Genomic DNA, 16,818 nt, shown 5'->3' with positions numbered 1-16,818 from the left:
GAATTAGCCAAATTTGGCTTTAGCTTGTTCGTAAACCTCAACAGTAATCTGAGTTTGTCCGGCTTCTTGGGCAAATTTTTCTATCTTTTTCCGGGCGGCAGGACGGACAAAAAAAGGGATTTCTTTCAGTTTGGCTTCAGCTTCGGCAGTCCATTCCATAGTAGATGTTTTTAAGGGGTGTCTAGGGCTTGGGGTTAGGGAACAGGAAACAGGGAACAGGGGGGAGAGGGGAGGAGGGGGAGCAGTGAATAGCAAAAACTTTTGGCTATTGCCTATTGCAAGAGTGCCTATTACCTATTACCTGTTCCCCATGCCCCACTACCAGATTGATTCAGCAAGCGTCATCTAGTGAATATTAACGCAGGTTGGGCATTTTCTTCATTGTGGCAGGGAGTCGGGGAGCGCGCCCTGCATTTTCTCTAGCCACTCGATGAGGTTTTCTAATTGTTTTTGGGGTTTGAGGGTGCCTAAACCGCGCACGGTGACTTTTTTGGGGGAGAAGACGAAACGGGAGCGGAGGTGTTGGGGGAGGTTTTCTTGCAACAGTCGCCAAGCGGGTTCTTCCATGGGGGTTTCAAGGACAATGTGCTGATTGCCGTCGGGTTTAATGCGGGAGAAACCGAGGGATTTGGCGAGTTGTTTGAGGTGTACGATTTTAATCAATTGTAAGGCCGGGGAGGGGATTTCTCCGTAGCGATCGCGCCAATCTTCCGCTAACAGGTCTAATTCCCGCTTAGAATGGGCAGTAGCCACAGCACGATAGGCGGCCATTTTCTGCTCTAAGTCGGGGATATAATCATTGGGGATAAAGGCCGTCAGTTTTAAATCGACGCTAGTTTCCTCAACGGTGGGAATGGCCTGACCTTGAATCTCCCGAATCGCCTCCTGTAACATCTCCATATAAAGGTCAAATCCAATGGTAGTCATTTGTCCCGACTGTTCAGCCCCTAGGATATTCCCCACCCCGCGAATTTCCATATCTCGACTGGCCAGTTGGTAGCCGGAGCCTAATTGGGTAAACTCTTGTAGGGCGCGCAACCGTTCTAAGGCTGCTTCGGACAGCCCCCCCTGTTGGGGGTACAATAGCCAAGCGTGGGCTTGAATTCCTGCCCGTCCTACCCGGCCCCGCAGTTGGTAGAGTTGGGACAGTCCAAAGCGTTGGGAATCTTCCACAATAATGGTATTAACGCGGGGAATATCTAACCCTGACTCAATAATGGTGGTACAGACCAATAAATCCGCCTCTCCGTTACTAAAGGTGAGCATGGTAGACTCTAATTCAGCCTCGGAACATTGACCATGGGCGATCGCAATCCGAATTCCCGGTAACATTTCCTGTAGTTGGGCGGCCACCCCCTCAATCCCCTCCACACGCGGCACAACATAGAACACCTGTCCCCCTCGATCTAACTCATTGCGGATGGCCGTGCGAATCACTTCGGGATTGTAGGGGGAGAGATGGGTTTTAATGGGACGACGGGAGGGGGGAGGGGTGGTAATCAAACTCATTTCCCGGATGCCCGACATGGCCATGTAGAGGGTGCGGGGAATGGGAGTCGCGCTGAGGGTTAATACATCAACCTGGGTTTTTAATGCCTTAATTTTCTCCTTTTGATTGACCCCAAAGCGCTGTTCTTCATCAATCACTAATAGCCCCAAATCTTTAAATTTCACCGACTTACTTAGGAGTTGATGAGTGCCTACCACAATATCTAATTCTCCCGTTTCTAAACGTTTGAGAATCTCTCGCCGTTCAGAAGCCGTCCGAAAGCGATTTAATAGCCCCACATTGATGGGATAGGGCGCAAACCGTTCTTTGAGGGTGTGATAATGTTGTTGGGTTAAAATGGTCGTCGGGGCGAGAAAAGCCACCTGTTTATGAGCCGTTGTTACGACTTTAAAAATCGCCCTCACCGCGACTTCTGTTTTCCCAAAGCCCACATCCCCACAGACTAACCGATCCATCGGTCGATCTTGTTCTAAATCCTGCTTAACATCTTGTACCGCCTTGAGTTGGTCGGGGGTGGCTTGGTAGGGGAAAGAATCCTCTAGTTCCTGTTGCCAAGGGGTATCCGGGGGATAAGCAAAGCCTGTTTGTTTAGACCGTTTGGCATAGAGTGCCAATAAATCCACCGCCAACTTTTTAACCAGTTTGCGAATTTTGGCTTTATTCTTTTGCCACACCTTGCCCGTCATTTTATCCAAATCGGGGCGCGTTTTGGCCGCAGGTTGGAAGCGGGACAAACTATCAAAACTGTCCGCAGGCACTCTTAAAATACCATCGGCATATTGCAGGGCTAAATAGTCCCGATCTCCCAACCGTTCCAATTTTAAAAACTTGCCAATCCCGTGGCTTTTATGCACCACATAATCTCCCGGACTGAGCTTGTTTGGATCAACTTTTTTAGAGGCAGCGCGGCGACGTTTGCGGATATAGCTGGGACTGGCTAAGGTATGTTGTCCAAAAAACTCCCGGTCAGTGACAATAACGACTCGAAACGTGGGGAGAATAAAGCCCTCCAGTTCTGCTAAACCCGAATATTTTAAAGCAATGGCGGTTTTTTGAATAACTAACCGTTCAATGGCGGGATAGTCGCGGATATTGGGGACAAATTGCGCCGGACAATCGTGTTCTTGTAAGAGAGAAACCGAGCGCGAAGGTTGGGCAGAAATGAGCCAAGTGGCGTATTCTTTCAGGTTCATTCCGCTATAAATATCTCGTTTCCCCCTTAAGATTTCCGCGAGTTTGGCGAACTGGTGGGGACTGGTGGGCAGGGGACGACTGGATAAATTAATGCTAGGAAAGGGGGTTTGGGGGTTGTCTTCAGTTAGGGTGGATAATTGCAGCGAATAGTATTTTTCTTGAATCTGTTGGAGAGAGTGGGCGAAGGGGTGATGAAGTGTGGCCGTTTCGGGGGGGAATTGCTCTTGGGTGAGTTGCCATTGTTCCTGAGCGTGTTCTACCCAGCGATCGCAATTTAAACGGCATAATTCCACCTCATCCACAGCAATCAGGGTTTCTGGGGCTAAATAGTCCAATAGGGAGGCCGGATGGTTAAAGGCCACCCCTAAAAAGCGCCGCATTCCTTCGGGATAATTCCCCCTGCGTAATTGCTCTAATTCCTGATCCGAAAAGAGTTCCTCGGGATAGGAGAGAGATTGGGCGATCGCACCGGAAAAACTCGTCGGGGTGAGAACTAACTCCGGGAGAGCATCTAAGGAGCGCTGAGTGGCCGGGTCAAACTCCCGCAGCGTCTCAATTTCATCCCCCAACCATTCCAACCGTACAGGCAATTCCGCCGAAACCGGGAAAATATCCACCAAATCCCCCCGACGGCTCCATTGTCCCTCCGTCTCCACCAGTCCCACCCGTTCATAACCCAGTTTCGCCAGTTGCCGATCTAGCAATTTCCCCCCAAATACGTTCCCCACCTGCAACGTGAGGCCATAGTCCCGATAGACCTCTGGCGGGGGTAAATGGGGCTGTAACGCCCGTTCTGTGGTGATAATAGCGAGGTTCTGGCGCGATTCTCCCGTGAGGTGAGAGAGAACCTGCATCTGACCCCAGATCATCTCCGATTCTGGGTCAAACGGGTCATAGGGGGAGGCCTCTGAGGTGGGGTAAAAGTCCACCGTATCCCAGCCCATCATTTCCATTTGTGCCGTCCAGCGCCCGGCTTCTTCCAAGGACGCACAGACCACCAAAAGATTGCGCCCCAAACTCCGGGCCAGGGTAGAAGCGACTACCCCTTTCGGTAATCGGGGAATCCCAGTTAACTGGAGGTTTTGCCTGTCTTGGAGTTTAGCGATCAGGTCTTGGGTGAGAGGCGATCGCATTAAGTGGCGAATTAGAGAGGAGAACGGCATTCTTCGTCAATCATCAGTTACTTCGGCAATTCTCCACTCTAACATTAGCGGACAACAGATTCAGCCCCAACCCGGAGCGATTTCATGAGTAGTGGTAGGGTGCGTTCTATTTCTAAACAAAGGATTCGTGGGGATGCAGTGGGATTTTTGAGCCAAGAAGTTATGGAAATAGTAGAGACTGCCCTCAAACTCCACTTAAACCTATCCTGCTAAAATCTCTGATGAGAATAGAGGACAAACAACTGAACAACTCATAGTTTGTCCTCTCCCAACGTCCTCAACTCTGGTCTTGATCCCATTGTTGAGCCGCATCTGCTAGCGCCTGTTCTATAGTTTTTTGCCCCAACATCGCCGCCTGTAAATTCTCATAAATTGCCCTTTGCAACACATTCAAATTGTCCATCGCTGGGATTAATACCTCAGCATCTTGTAACTGTTTCGCCCCCACTAAAACCGCCTCCTCTTGGGGTGATAACTCACTAGAACTTTCCAGCACCTCAATAAACTCCGCCACCGCTTCCTGAGTAGAGGGCAACACCTTCGCCTCTTGGGCAAAAGCTAACTGGTTTTGACTATTGGTGACAAACAGGGCAAACTTAACCGCTTCTTCCGGGTGTCGTGTGGTGCGGGGAATCGTTAAATTCATCACCGCCACATTCTTCTTGCCCGTTTCTCCGGTAATTTCTGGCGCAACTCCCGAGACTTCAGCAATATCTGGCGCATTGGTGGCGATCGCATTTAAAAACTGCGGCCCCGTCGCCACTAACGCCGCCTCCCCCGTTTGATACAGGTCTATACCATAACGATGTCCTCTTGTCAAGACTTCCGGCGGTAATAATCCCTCCCGATAGAGATTGACCCAATATTCAAACGCTGCCACCCCTTCAGGACTATTAAACGCCGCCTTCCCCGACTCATCTACTAACGTCACCCCCATTTTGACCAAAGACTCCAAAACCGCCCCCGAATCTTCCGGAATCAGGGTCACAAACAGCGTAAACTTGCCCGTTTGGTCCTTCACCTGACGCGCCACTGTCGCCAACTCCTCATAGGTTTGGGGGGGATTTTCAATCCCCGCCGCCTCCAACAGCGCCCGATTATAAATCGTTACCTGCGTCGTTAAATACCAAGGCAGACCAAAGGTTTTCCCATTCAGAGTGCTAGCCTGCCAAATCTTCGGTAAATAAAGCCGTTGGTCATCCTCAGAAAGCTGTTCATCCAAATTCAGCCAAGCCTCACGACTAGCCAACTGGGACGCAAACTTAGGATTTAAATTCACCACATCCGGAGCCGTATTCGCCGCCACCGAGGTTAAAATCTTACTCTCCATCGCCTCCCAAGGCACATCCACCCAGCGCACCTTAACCCCCGGATTTTCCGCCTCAAAGTCCTCAATCAACCCCTCAAAATAGGCCGTAAATTGGGGCTGGAGTTGCATCGTCCAGAACTCAATCTCCGTTCCCGACGTAGCCACCGGACGGGAACAACTCACCAACCAACTCACCCCAAGCCCTAACAGAGCAAAAACCCCCAACCGCAACCATTTCGACCATTTGTTCATCATATTGCCTTCCAATTAAGCAAAATTCATGGGACACAAGTCCCGCCCTTCTAGGGCGGCTTGACTCTGAGCCGATGGCCTGCCCCCGATGCTATCATAGCCCCATGCTAAACATCATCTACGAGTATCAGCTACAACTTAAGAATGAGAGGGGATCAGGTATAATCGATCTGATGTTAACTTTTACGACAAGCCTACGATGTATGTCCCCGTTTATGTCTGATGACCCATGAAAACGCTCCTTTGGAGTCCGATCCCAGTAACCTCTTGAACCCTAAATTGTGTATTTGTCTCTATGCCAAGACCGAGGGACTCGCTCAGTCTTTGCAACATTTTTTGAATCATGAACGGTATAATTGCTATCGCTTTGATCAACAAGCTCAGTTTTTGGAGTTTGTCGAACACCATAAAGAACAGATCGACTGCCTGATTTTACAAAATATTGATGGGGAGTTAGCGGTCTTAAATCACTTGTTCACTCAAGGGACTCTTTTGCCTGTGGTGATTATTGAACCCAGAAACTCTGATAATCAGAATACCTCCCTCTTGGACACCACCGGAGATGATAGAATTTCTGAGCATTCCACCCCCGGAGCATCCCCCTACTTGTATCATACCGGAGAGGTTTGGTTATTGGCGACCCAAGTCGCACAGATTACCAACGCCATTGAACAGGCGATCGCTAAATTCCTCCAACTCCCCCCCTTTGTCCAACTCTCCCCCCTCACCCAAACCCCCACCTTCGCCCAAACCCCCACCCTCTCCAACCCCCACCATGAGCAACCCTGCCCAAACTTCCTCCTCCTCCAACAGCGACGACTCGCTGAAAAACTGAAAGAACGTCTAGGCTATCTCGGCATCTACTACAAACGAAACCCCCAAGAATTTTGGCGAAACCTCCCCCCCAAAGACAAGCAAGAACTCCTCGAAGAATTGAGCGTAGAATACCGTGAAATTATCCTCAACTACTTCATCCCAGACTATCCCCTCAATCAAACGATTGATCAGTTTGTCAACCGAGCCTTCTTTGCGGATTTATCTGTCTCACAAATTTTGGAAATTCACATGGAACTGATGGATCGATTCTCCCAACAACTCAAGCTAGAAGGACGCAGCGAAGAAATCCTCTTAGATTACCGTCTCGCACTCATTGACATCATCGCTCACCTCTGTGAAATGTATCGTCGTTCTATCCCCCGAGAAGATATTCCCTTTGAAATCTTCACGTCTAGTGAGTAAAGTCTACCTCAAGGTAGAACAAAGTAACTAAAAATTAACCTTTATTTTCTTTTTTTGAACTGTTATCCTATGAGTGCGTCCAAAAAAACCTATGTTCTCAAGCTCTACGTCGCTGGCAATACCCCAAATTCAGCGCGAGCCTTGAAAACCTTAAAAAACATCTTAGAACAGGATTTTCAAGGAGTTTATGCTCTAAAAGTTATTGATGTACTGAAAAATCCACAACTTGCCGAAGAGGATAAAATCCTAGCCACGCCCACCTTATCAAAAGTATTGCCTCCCCCGGTGCGGAAAATTATCGGTGATTTATCCGATCGAGAAAAAGTGCTAATCGGTTTAGATTTATTATATGAAGAAATTACCGAAGCTTAAGGGAGGTCGCCCCATCTCGGCAAAGACACGGTTTCCTCCAACGGAAAAGACCCATCACTGAGTCACCCCTACTCAACCTGTATCAAATGACTTAACAGTTCAATCGAAAGTTAAATCAACAGCTTGCCATCTTTCTGTTAGGATGAAAACGTTTTCTTCTGATTCTTGAATCCGTTTCTCATCTTCTGTTTCACCGAACACCTTAAACAACTCAGTGATGAATCAACCTAATTCGAGTGATCACCCTTCTAATAGCACATCCATTTTAGGAGTCCGTAAAATTCGGACCATGATCGAAGGGTTTGATGAAATTAGTCATGGGGGGATGCCAATTGGAAGAACAACCCTTGTGAGTGGAACGTCCGGCACAGGGAAAACCTTACTGGCTATCCAATTCCTCTACAACGGGATTAAACACCTTGGAGAAGCGGGAGTCTTCGTAACGTTTGAAGAATCTCCTTCGGATATTATCACGAATGCCTACAGTTTTGGCTGGAATTTACAAGAGTTAATTGATCAAGGAAAACTCTTCATCCTCGATGCTTCTCCTGACCCAGAAGGTCAAGAAGTTGTGGGGAACTTTGACCTTTCTGCTTTGATTGAGCGGATTCAATACGCTATTCGGAAATATAAAGCAAAACGGGTTTCCATTGACTCAGTAACGGCTGTTTTTCAACAGTATGAAGCAGCTTCTGTCGTGCGTCGTGAAATCTTCCGTTTAGTCGCCCGTTTAAAGCAAATTAAAGTCACCTCTATCATGACCACAGAACGGATTGAGGAATACGGTCCAGTGGCACGTTTTGGGGTCGAAGAATTTGTTTCGGATAATGTGATTATTCTGCGCAATGTATTAGAAGGTGAACGACGACGCAGAACCATAGAAATCCTCAAATTACGAGGTACAACCCACATGAAAGGAGAATATCCTTTCACCATCACCAATGATGGGATTAATATCTTCCCCCTAGGAGCAATGCGTTTGACTCAACGTTCTTCTAATGTCCGCGCTTCTTCGGGTGTGAAGAAACTCGATGAAATGTGTGGCGGTGGTTTCTTCAAAGATTCCATTATCTTAGCCACTGGAGCCACAGGTACCGGGAAAACGCTCCTCGTCAGCAAGTTTTTACAAGAAGGCTGTCGCCAAGGGGAACGGGCGATTTTATTTGCCTATGAAGAATCCCGCGCTCAACTCTCCCGAAATGCCAGTTCTTGGGGGGTCAATTTTGAGGAAATGGAAAAAAAAGGATTGTTAAAATTGCTCTGTTCCTATCCTGAATCGGCGGGTTTAGAAGACCACTTACAAATTATTAAATCAGAAATTGAGCAGTTTAAACCTTCTCGGATTGCCATTGACTCTCTCTCAGCTTTAGCACGTGGGGTGACGAACAATGCTTTCCGGCAATTTGTCATCGGGGTGACGGGCTACGCAAAACAGGAAGAAATTACGGGATTTTTTACCAATACTACGGATCAATTTATGGGGTCAAATTCGATTACTGAATCCCATATTTCTACTATTACCGATACGATTATTATGTTGCAGTATGTAGAAATTCGTGGTGAAATGTCTCGGGCGATTAATGTGTTTAAAATGCGCGGTTCTTGGCATGATAAGGGAATTCGGGAGTACACGATTAGTTCCGAAGGGCCAGATATTCGGGATTCTTTCCGCAATTATGAGCGGATTATTAGTGGTTCTCCAAGTCGGATTACGGTTGATGAGAAAACGGAGTTATCCCGTATTGTTCGAGGGGTGAAGGATAAAACTTTGGGGGATGAATGAATGACTTAGGGAATAGCTTCCCCTAACGATTGGGCAACAATAGCGTACCAATTGTAAACCCAAAGCCTAAACCTAAAGCATGGGCGAGAAAACTCACCTCGGGGATATACAGGTCAAAAGTAGTTTGTAAGGCAATAATGACCAAAAACCAGCAAAGGCGCTTGGCGGCGATGTGGCTTTTTTCTCGTAGCCAACCTTGGAGAAGAATCGCTACAATGGCGCCCAAAATGCCCATAATGGCTGCCGAAGCTCCGACGAGGCGCTGTTCTGGATCTCCAAAGGTGAGGGCGATCGCACTAAAGGCCGCCATTGCCCCAATTCCTGCGCCAAAGTAGGTGATACAGTACCGTTCAAACCCTAAACGTAATTCGACAAAGGGACCGAGAATATATAACCCAATCAGATTCGTGAGTAAGTGCAGAACGCCGTAGTGCAAGAAGTTAGCCGTCACTAAACGCCAGATCTCCCCCGCCCAGACTTGACTCGGGATTAATGCCCCCATCCGGTCTAGGGTGAGGGGATTAGTGCTGCCGCCTAAGTGAATTTCGAGACTAAAAACTAGACAATTGAGGGCAATTAAAATATAGGTAGCGTGGGCTTTACGAGGAGTCATCAGAAACGGTTGACCATAACGGACTTCTTGCCGCACTTCAGTTTTAATGCGCCATAACATTTCCCAAGAGGCTCCAGTGAGGACTTCTCGGGGATTGGCGAGGGGGTGACGACTGCGCCAGGCGATCGCATGATTTAACACCGTATTAGGGCAATCATCCCGCAATTGCCCCAGTTGACTCGGAACGGGATGATTGGGTTTTGTGGCCATTTGAGCGGTTAACCGCCAAAAAGTCTTCACTTTTGGTGAGAGAGTAGACAGAGAACTCCCTAAGAGACAGCCGACATCCTCCGTTTGCCCACAAAAAGCCAAAGCAAAGAGCCAAGCCAAATGTAAGGGAATGGGTTGCCCCTGTTTGCGCAAATGGCGTTCATAGCGCTCTATAGTCCAAAGTAGATCATTGAGATCCCCCATTTCCCCCAAAGCCCGTAAATAGTAGGTGACAAGATAGGGATCTTGAATCAGCAGGCTTTCAGGAATGGTGTGTTGAATCCACTGGAGTAACTCCTGCCAGCGCGCTCTCATTAGGAATAACAACGCTGTGGCATTGCGCCCGATAGGAGTTTCTGCTTTCTCGTAGGGGTGCAAATTCTTCAGGGCCTGCGCCATTTTCCCCTGTTGCCCCATTTCCAATGCTTCTAAGATCACAGGCTGTTCTAACCAACCATCGGCCGGGTGCAGCCAGCGTAAATAAGCCGCCAAGCGCCGCGCATCCCGGTATCTTTCCTGATAAATCAGTTTATTGACTTTGGCAAAACCCACCAAAGGCACCAGCAGAAACACAGCCCACAAACTCCCGCCAATAATTCCCGCTAAATTGGGGGCAAGGTAGAATAGACCACTGGTGACACCCAAAATTGAACCTGACACCAGACTCCACCCTCTATGCTGATTGGAATAGAGGGTGCGAATCATCAGGGAAAAACAGGAAAGAAACACTGTCCAGAGTAGAATTTGATTGAGAGTCATAGCCGAGGGCAAGGGATGGCGTGGCTAATCAAGGGGCGGGAGTTTAAGAGAGTTTGGGTTGAGTCCCTAAACTGTATTCGGTGAACTACCCCACTGCAATCGGGTTAAAGTTCTAAGGGGCTGAATTTAGCGCGTATTTCTTCTACTCGTTGGCGATTCACTCCTAAATCTGATTCTCCTAAACGGGAGGCCGAGCGCACATCGACCCATTTCTGCTCGGGATTGAGAACAAATTCCACATCATCCACAAATCCCATCCAATGACTACTAAATTGGGCGTAAAGATAACGATCGGTGCTGGTAATAATACGGGTTCGGTCTAGTTTCTTGACAATATTCTCTATTTGTGGTAATGCTTGGTCGGGATTGCCTTGAAAGGTGAGGGGGGGAATGGCCTGACTGGGGAGGTTGCTTTGACTGTTGACACAGTTGGGGGTGGGGGGGCAAGGGGCTAATTGTCCGGCTTCTACCCCTAAGTTAGCCGGGCGACTGCCTGCGAGGAGGGTCGGGCGTTCTGGGGCGACGAGACGCATGGCCACCCAGCCGATAATGAACACGAGGGCGGCAATTAAGAAAATGCGACTGGGGGAGACTTTCCGGGCGGTTTGAGTATTAGTCATGGCTCAGGAGTAAAGGAGAAATTCTGCTAGAATAGGCGCGGGAGTGATACCCTTTCCCTAGAATACCCTAATTGTTTAAGTGGTGGTTGCTGGGGGGGTAGGGGGGCGGCAAGGCGATCTGGATTGTTGTTTTTCTAATTTGGCTAACTTGCGATGGATTTATTGCGATCGCTTCCCATTGGACTCTATCTTGAACAACCTTTTACTTGGTTACACCAACTCGATCCGAGAGTCAAACTGGCCTGGCTCATGAGTTTTTTACTCACCCCGGTTTTAGCCAGTTCCGAGTGGCGTTTGAGTCTAGTCCTCATTTTAGTGCTATTCACCCTATCCGCCCGGATTCCCCTACGAGCTTGGCGGCAACAAATGGGCTGGTTATTATTAGTGGGGACAATGGCCTTTGTCATTACCTCTGTCATGAATGACGGGCTGGCCATTACTTATCAAGCCCGTTTACCCTCGGTGGACATTGAGAACATTCCCGACACCCCCTATCAATACATTTTGTTAGAGTTGGGCAATCTCCGAGTGACTCGCCGTTCCTTTGATTTAGCCCTGCGTCTGAGTACGATTATTTTCACCTTGGTCTATAGTACGACCTTATACTTGCTCACCACCGCCCCAGAAGAAATTACGGCCGGATTGGAGGATATTATGCAGCCTCTAGAACGGTTTAAACTCCCTGTCACAGAAGTTGCTCTCACCCTCACCCTCTCCCTACGGTTTATTCCCTTAGTGTTGGAAGAAGTGCAAAATTTAGCCCGTTCCATTCGTACCCGTGCGATTAATTGGAAAAAGTTAGGCCTGCGCCAAAGTTTTAAAATCTGGTTGATTGTCGCGGAACGATTGTTAGAAAATCTGCTGCGTCGGGCGGAACAAATTGCCATTGCGATGGATGTACGCGGCTTTACTCGCCCCAATGAACACCGCGTTCAATGGCATCAACTCCGCTTAAAAAAAGCCGATGGCATCGCTATGGGGGTTCTGGTTTTGTTTTGGTGGGCGCGGTTAACATGGGGCTGGATGGTCTGAAATATCTGGGGTTGACCAGATTCTAGCTTAAAAATCGTCAATTCTTTAATCGGATCACCACTGCCTTGGAATAACATCCTCCCCGTGACTCCCTCATATTCCAGTTGACTTAAGCCCTGACGAATGGCCTCGGGGTCCGTTTGTTTTTGGTCACTCAAGGCAGCAAAAAGCAACCCCATCGCATCATAGGCTAAAGCGGCATGAACTTTAGGGGGTTTTTGGTATTTCTCCTCATAGGCCTGAAAAAACTGTCGCCCTTGTTCCGTGCGGGGCTGAGGAGTCCAATCTAAACTATAGAATCCCCCCTCTAATTGTTGCTGGGTGATGGGGGACAAACTGCCCCAAGTATCCCCCCCAATCAAGGCCGCAGAGAGTTCTAGGGCTTGGATTTGGGGCGCTTGTTGGGCGAGATCGACGCTATAGTTGGGCAGAAAGAGAACAGCTGGATTGCTCTGGCGAATAGTTTTGAGTTGTTCGGTAAAATCTTGATTGGTGTCGGTGGTATAGGTTTCCGAGGCCACCACTTGCCCCCCCAACGCTTGGAATTCCGCCTTGAAAAACTCCGCCAGACCCTTATTATACTCACTGGCCACATCGTAGAGAATGGCGGCGGTGCGGGCTTGGAGTTGGGTATAGGCAAATTGTGCGATCGCCCGCCCCTGAAAACGATCCGTCACCGTTGCCCGGAAAATATAGCGTTTTCCCTCCGTAGTTTTCGGATGAGTAGACCAAGAACTAATCAACGGCAAAGGAATGGTTTCCGCAAATTCCGCCACCGGAATAGCAATCCGACTCAACGGCACCCCCACAATAGCCACCACTTGTTCCTGAAACGCCAATTTTCGCACAGCCGACAGCGCCACATCAGGACGATCTTGATCATCTTCCACCACTAATTCCACCAGACGCTGTTTCCCCTTAATTTCTACCCCTCCGGCCTCATTAATTTGCCTCACGGCTAATTGAGCGCCATTTAAGCCATCCTGCCCCGTACTATCGGCAAATTCCCCCGTCAACGGTAAGATTAACCCCACCCGGATGGGATCAACGGTCTGTCGCGGTAAATTATTCCCCTGACAGGCAACAGGCAGGAGCGCCAACACCAGACTGAATACCAGTAGAATCAGACGGGAGATTGTTTTCATCAGCAGGAGTCTTTTGTTCTCTTGTCTCGGGAATAGGGATTGCCTATTTCCTAATCATCCACCGGACGTAAACGCGTCACCTTTAGTGTAAATTTTCCCCCTCCTGTTTCTCCAAAAGCGCGAACTCTCACCACATAATCCCCTCCCTCCACAATGCGCGCAAACAGGAGAGAATTCGTTGTTCCGTCGGGGCCATCATCATTTTCCCCGACGGTGCTACCATCAGCCGATAACAAGATCACAATAGTATCGAATTCATCAGACATCAGATCAATGGTCACTTGATCGCCGCTTTCGAGACGAACGCGATAGTCCCGTGAAAAACCTCCGTCTCCTGTTGGAATGTCTTGTTCTGAGAGGATGTCCTCTACCACTTGACCAGAAACGATGGGAATGGGTCGATACATGGGCTGTTGCGCTCGTACCGGAACCGTTGCCAGTCCTAATGTACAAGCTGTGAGACTCGCCAGTAAACTTGAAGACCAAGAGGAAATAGAGGGTTTTTCCATAGAGTTGAGAGTTACCGTAAAAATCAAACCGCTTAAAACTGACCTAAATTGTCTGGTTCTTGCACAATTGTACCGCTATATTGCGCTAACCATCGCCTTGACCCCTCAGTAGTGCGCGGTTTCCCGCCAATTACGCGAAAAACCCTCAGACGGATAGATGAGGACAGTTGAGGGAATCTGTTAATATAATTTACAAAGATATGTAAACTTTCTTAACTATTCTGCCAAATCTGGCTCACCAATGACCTCAGTAACATCTCTCTTTTCCCCGGTCGATCATGACCTCAGCATCCTATCGGCGAACTTGAAAGAATTAGTTGGCGCACAACACCCGATTCTCAGTGCCGCCGCCGAACATCTGTTTGGGGCGGGTGGCAAGCGGTTACGGCCAGCTATTGTGTTGTTAGTCTCCCGAGGTACTATGTTAAACCAGGACATTACGCCTCGTCACCGTCGTCTGGCGGAAATCACCGAAATGATTCACACGGCGAGTTTAGTCCATGATGATGTGGTGGATGAGTCAGAAATCCGCCGCAATGTGGCAACGGTGAATAGTTTGTTTGGCAATCGGATTGCCGTGTTGGCGGGTGATTTTTTGTTTGCGCAGTCTTCTTGGTATCTGGCGAATTTAGATAACTTAGAGGTGGTAAAACTGCTATCGGAGGTGATTCGGGATTTTGCGGAGGGGGAAATCCGCCAAGGTTTGAACCGCTTTGATACGAGTTTATCTCTTGAGGCTTATTTAGAAAAAAGCTATTTTAAAACGGCTTCCTTGATGGCGAATAGTGCTAAGGCGGCTGGGGTGTTAAGTGGGGTATCTGATGCGATCGCCAATGACCTGTACAATTATGGTCGTCACCTCGGGTTGTCCTTCCAGATTGTCGATGATATCTTAGACTTTACCGCCTCTAGTGAAGTGTTAGGGAAACCCGCCGCATCGGATTTGATCAGTGGGAACTTGACAGCACCCGCACTTTATGCTATGGAGGAAGCCCCCTATTTAGCCACCTTGATTGAACGGGAATTCAGCGAGGAGGGGGATATTGAAGAGGCGATCGCCTTAGTCAATCAAGGGAACAGCATTGAACGCTCTAGAGAACTGGCCGCCTACCATTCCCAGCAAGCGGTTGAAAGCCTTAAAAATCTCAAACCCTCCGACTGTCATCAAGCTTTGATTGATTTAGCGGACTACATTTTAACGCGAATGTACTAAAGACCCTAATTAACGGGCAATCACCGATAAAGCAGAACCGGATCTAACGCAATTGCGGCCGTTCCGTTTCGCTTGGAACAAGGCTTTATCCGCTTGTTCAATTAAATCCGTGGCCGCTTGTTCAGGATGGGGAACCACTGTGGCTAATCCCAGACTCACTGTGACATAGGGTTGCACGTGGGAAGTGGCGTGAATCAGTTGTAAGTCTGTAACCGCTTCTTGAATTAAATGGGCAAGGCGCAGGGCTCCTGTGGTGTCGGTATGAGGCAATAAAACAGCAAATTCTTCTCCACCATAGCGCGCTACTAAGTCTCCAGACCGTTTGAGAACTTGCTCAATGCCTTGGGCAATTTTCTGTAAACAATCATCTCCCATCAAGTGACCGTAATAGTCGTTGTAGCGTTTAAATTCGTCTACGTCGATCATAATCAAGGAGAGGGGAAGGCGTTCCCGTGCCATGCGCTTCCATTCGTGGTGCAGGGTTTCGTCAAATTGGCGACGGTTGGGGATTTGGGTGAGGCCGTCTAGGGTGGCCAGTTGATAGAGGTGTTGATTGACTTGGGCTAGGGCTATTTCCGCTTTATGACGTTCGGCAACCTCTTGTTCTAGCTGTTGGCAAGTTTCCCGCAGAGAGGTTTCCGTGTGACGGAGACGTACAATTTGTTCATTGAGACTCGCATAGAGAATGCAGAGATGTTTAGCCATGCGGTTGAAGGCTTGGGCGAGAATCCCTAATTCATCCTCACTCACGGGGGGCGTTTTAACGCTAAAGTTCCCTTCGGCGATTTGGGTGGCACTTTGGGCGATCGCTAAAATCGGCTGAGTTACTCGACCAGCGAGCCAATACACCCCCATCAGTAATAACACTGAGCCAAACAGTTCAGCGCTCACCAATTGCCACACGACTTGATAAACCGGGCGAAACAATTCGGCCTGATCCATTTCCACCAACAGCAGGAAAGGGGATTCTTTCAACCTACGATAAATCCCAATCACCGGAACCGATTGGCGATTGCGATACCATCCCACCCCCCTCTGATGGTTGAGTACCTTTTGAATGCCTTGATTGTGGTTAGGCTGTAACGTCATCTCCCGAGGGAATTGAGGGGTGAATTCCCCTTGACTATTGAGCAGGTAAATTCGCCCGCTTTTCCCCAGTCCAGTCGGGTTGTTCGCGATGCCTTGGAAAATAACGGGGTTTAGATGAGCCACTAACGTTCCCAGAGAATGGGTTTCTCCGGCAGCTGTGAGCGGAACAGTAACGAATAGGGGAGAACTAGAAGAAGAATTGAGATCGAAGCGGGATCCGGCTAACGGGGCAGAGTCGAGGGGGGGTAAATCTTGGTAGGAAGGGGGGGGTAGGGTGGAGAAGAGAACCTGACCGGAGGGACGAAGAATCGTGATATTGTCTAAAGCATCATTCCCGGCCAAGGAAATAGTAAAAATAGCTTGTAACTGTTCTTGGGCGCTTTGCCATTCTGTAGGAGTCGCCAGGGGATTATTGAGGGTGGCTAGGGGGGCGAGAACTGTAGGGCATTGACTCAGTTGTGCGATCGCCTGACGCTGATTCTGTAACCACAAGTTCAGCGCATCTTCCTTTAAGTCCGTCATCCGCTCAAAATGCTGTACCCCATTCTCCCGAATCACCGTACGCAAGCCAAAAAATGTTAGTGTGCCTGTCATCAGCGTCATCACCAAGCACAACACCGAAAAATAGCTAACTAACCGAAATTTTAAACTGGTCTGCCAAATTTTCATCGTATTTCCCCTTAATCGGCTTGCCCATCAACGGCCAACACCCTCACGCCATTGGCTTAGATCAACTACCTTTGACCCACTGCATTCGTCCGTTGGAACTCCAAAACCATGTAGAGCGAGTTATTCGGGTTCACTGT

At 48.7% G+C, this 16,818-nt stretch carries 13 protein-coding genes; 5 read left to right on the top strand and 8 right to left on the bottom strand.

Translation table 11 applies throughout. From position 1 onward, the window contains the following. Positions 1–3 precede the first annotated feature (3 nt). From SPI9445_RS0123075 to SPI9445_RS0123065, 3 genes are all read right to left on the bottom strand, one after another. Positions 4–159 (bottom strand): PCP reductase family protein, encoded by a 156-nt coding sequence (locus SPI9445_RS0123075; RefSeq protein WP_017307168.1) that lies wholly within the window; start codon positions 157–159, stop codon positions 4–6. Positions 160–378: 219 nt separating this feature from the next. Next, complete coding sequence (mfd, locus tag SPI9445_RS0123070; RefSeq protein ID WP_017307167.1) at positions 379–3,867, bottom strand: transcription-repair coupling factor; 3,489 nt, start codon at positions 3,865–3,867, stop codon at positions 379–381. A 277-nt stretch (positions 3,868–4,144) separates the two neighbouring features. Next, positions 4,145–5,428, bottom strand: a complete 1,284-nt coding sequence (locus SPI9445_RS0123065; protein ID WP_017307166.1) for an ABC transporter substrate-binding protein — start codon at positions 5,426–5,428, stop codon at positions 4,145–4,147. A gap of 222 nt (positions 5,429–5,650) precedes the next feature. On the opposite strand from SPI9445_RS0123065, the gene SPI9445_RS0123060 reads away from it, so the two are divergent. From SPI9445_RS0123060 to kaiC, 3 genes are all read left to right on the top strand, one after another. Beyond that, positions 5,651–6,667 carry a circadian clock protein KaiA gene (locus tag SPI9445_RS0123060; RefSeq protein ID WP_017307165.1) on the top strand — a complete coding sequence of 339 codons (1,017 nt, stop codon included), beginning with the start codon at positions 5,651–5,653 and terminating at the stop codon, positions 6,665–6,667. Positions 6,668–6,736: 69 nt separating this feature from the next. Continuing rightward, positions 6,737–7,039: a circadian clock protein KaiB gene (gene kaiB / locus SPI9445_RS0123055; protein ID WP_017307164.1), complete on the top strand. Its 303-nt coding sequence runs from the start codon at positions 6,737–6,739 to the stop codon at positions 7,037–7,039. Between the two features lie 217 nt (positions 7,040–7,256). After that, complete coding sequence (gene kaiC, locus SPI9445_RS0123050) at positions 7,257–8,822, top strand: circadian clock protein KaiC (protein ID WP_017307163.1); 1,566 nt, start codon at positions 7,257–7,259, stop codon at positions 8,820–8,822. Between the two features lie 22 nt (positions 8,823–8,844). Here the strand turns inward: kaiC and SPI9445_RS0123045 are convergent, their stop codons facing one another. Both SPI9445_RS0123045 and SPI9445_RS0123040 read right to left on the bottom strand, forming a co-directional pair. Then, positions 8,845–10,404, bottom strand: a complete 1,560-nt coding sequence (locus tag SPI9445_RS0123045; protein WP_017307162.1) for a rhomboid family intramembrane serine protease — start codon at positions 10,402–10,404, stop codon at positions 8,845–8,847. 104 nt (positions 10,405–10,508) lie between these two features. Beyond that, positions 10,509–11,024, bottom strand: a complete 516-nt coding sequence (locus SPI9445_RS0123040; RefSeq protein WP_017307161.1) for a DUF1499 domain-containing protein — start codon at positions 11,022–11,024, stop codon at positions 10,509–10,511. A 153-nt stretch (positions 11,025–11,177) separates the two neighbouring features. On the opposite strand from SPI9445_RS0123040, the gene SPI9445_RS0123035 reads away from it, so the two are divergent. Then, on the top strand, positions 11,178–12,056 hold the full coding sequence (locus SPI9445_RS0123035; RefSeq protein WP_017307160.1) for an energy-coupling factor transporter transmembrane component T family protein: 879 nt from the start codon (positions 11,178–11,180) through the stop codon (positions 12,054–12,056). On the opposite strand, the gene SPI9445_RS26755 is transcribed toward SPI9445_RS0123035, so the two are convergent. Continuing rightward, positions 11,966–13,201 carry an ABC transporter substrate-binding protein gene (locus SPI9445_RS26755; RefSeq protein WP_017307159.1) on the bottom strand — a complete coding sequence of 412 codons (1,236 nt, stop codon included), beginning with the start codon at positions 13,199–13,201 and terminating at the stop codon, positions 11,966–11,968. The two genes, SPI9445_RS0123035 and SPI9445_RS26755, sit on opposite strands and share 91 nt — an antisense overlap. A 50-nt stretch (positions 13,202–13,251) precedes the next feature. Continuing rightward, a complete protein-coding gene (locus SPI9445_RS0123025) occupies positions 13,252–13,710 on the bottom strand; it encodes a PPC domain-containing protein (protein WP_026080038.1) in 459 nt (152 codons plus the stop codon). A gap of 241 nt (positions 13,711–13,951) precedes the next feature. Here SPI9445_RS0123025 and sds point away from each other — a divergent pair, with 241 nt between their 5' ends. After that, positions 13,952–14,923: a solanesyl diphosphate synthase gene (gene sds / locus SPI9445_RS0123020; RefSeq protein WP_017307156.1), complete on the top strand. Its 972-nt coding sequence runs from the start codon at positions 13,952–13,954 to the stop codon at positions 14,921–14,923. A 9-nt stretch (positions 14,924–14,932) separates the two neighbouring features. Here the strand turns inward: sds and SPI9445_RS27940 are convergent, their stop codons facing one another. After that, complete coding sequence (locus SPI9445_RS27940; protein WP_017307155.1) at positions 14,933–16,681, bottom strand: diguanylate cyclase domain-containing protein; 1,749 nt, start codon at positions 16,679–16,681, stop codon at positions 14,933–14,935. Between the last annotated feature and the right edge of the window lie 137 nt (positions 16,682–16,818).

The organism is Spirulina subsalsa PCC 9445 (assembly GCF_000314005.1).
Classification (GTDB): domain Bacteria; phylum Cyanobacteriota; class Cyanobacteriia; order Cyanobacteriales; family Spirulinaceae; genus Spirulina_A; species Spirulina_A subsalsa.
The sequence above is the reverse complement of the archived record's forward strand: the minus strand, read 5'-3'. Positions and strand labels throughout refer to the sequence as shown.